At 56.8% G+C, this 361-nt stretch carries 1 protein-coding gene; it reads left to right on the forward strand.

Annotated features, from left to right (window positions below):
- A partial coding sequence (rph, locus tag Q4563_RS17325) for a ribonuclease PH (protein WP_303605381.1) occupies positions 1–361 on the forward strand: 361 nt, incomplete at both ends.

Genomic DNA, 361 nt, shown 5'->3' on the forward strand with positions numbered 1-361 from the left:
CCTGATCAACTCCGCGAAGTTCGTATTACTCGCCATTACACCAAACACGCGGAAGGTTCTGTGCTGGTTGAATGCGGTGATACAAAAGTGATTTGTACCGCCAGTGTGGAAACCAATGTGCCGCCGTTTTTGCGTGGCAAGGGCCAGGGTTGGGTGACGGCGGAGTACGGTATGCTGCCGCGTTCAACCGGTTCGCGCATGATACGTGAAGCCGCCAAGGGCAAGCAGCAGGGCCGTACGGTAGAAATCTCTCGCCTGATTGGCCGCAGCCTGCGTGCTGCTGTGGATATGAAGGCCTTGGGTGAAAATACCATCGCCATCGATTGTGATGTGATCCAGGCCGACGGCGGCACTCGTACGG

The sequence above is a fragment of the Gilvimarinus sp. 1_MG-2023 genome, assembly GCF_030548285.1.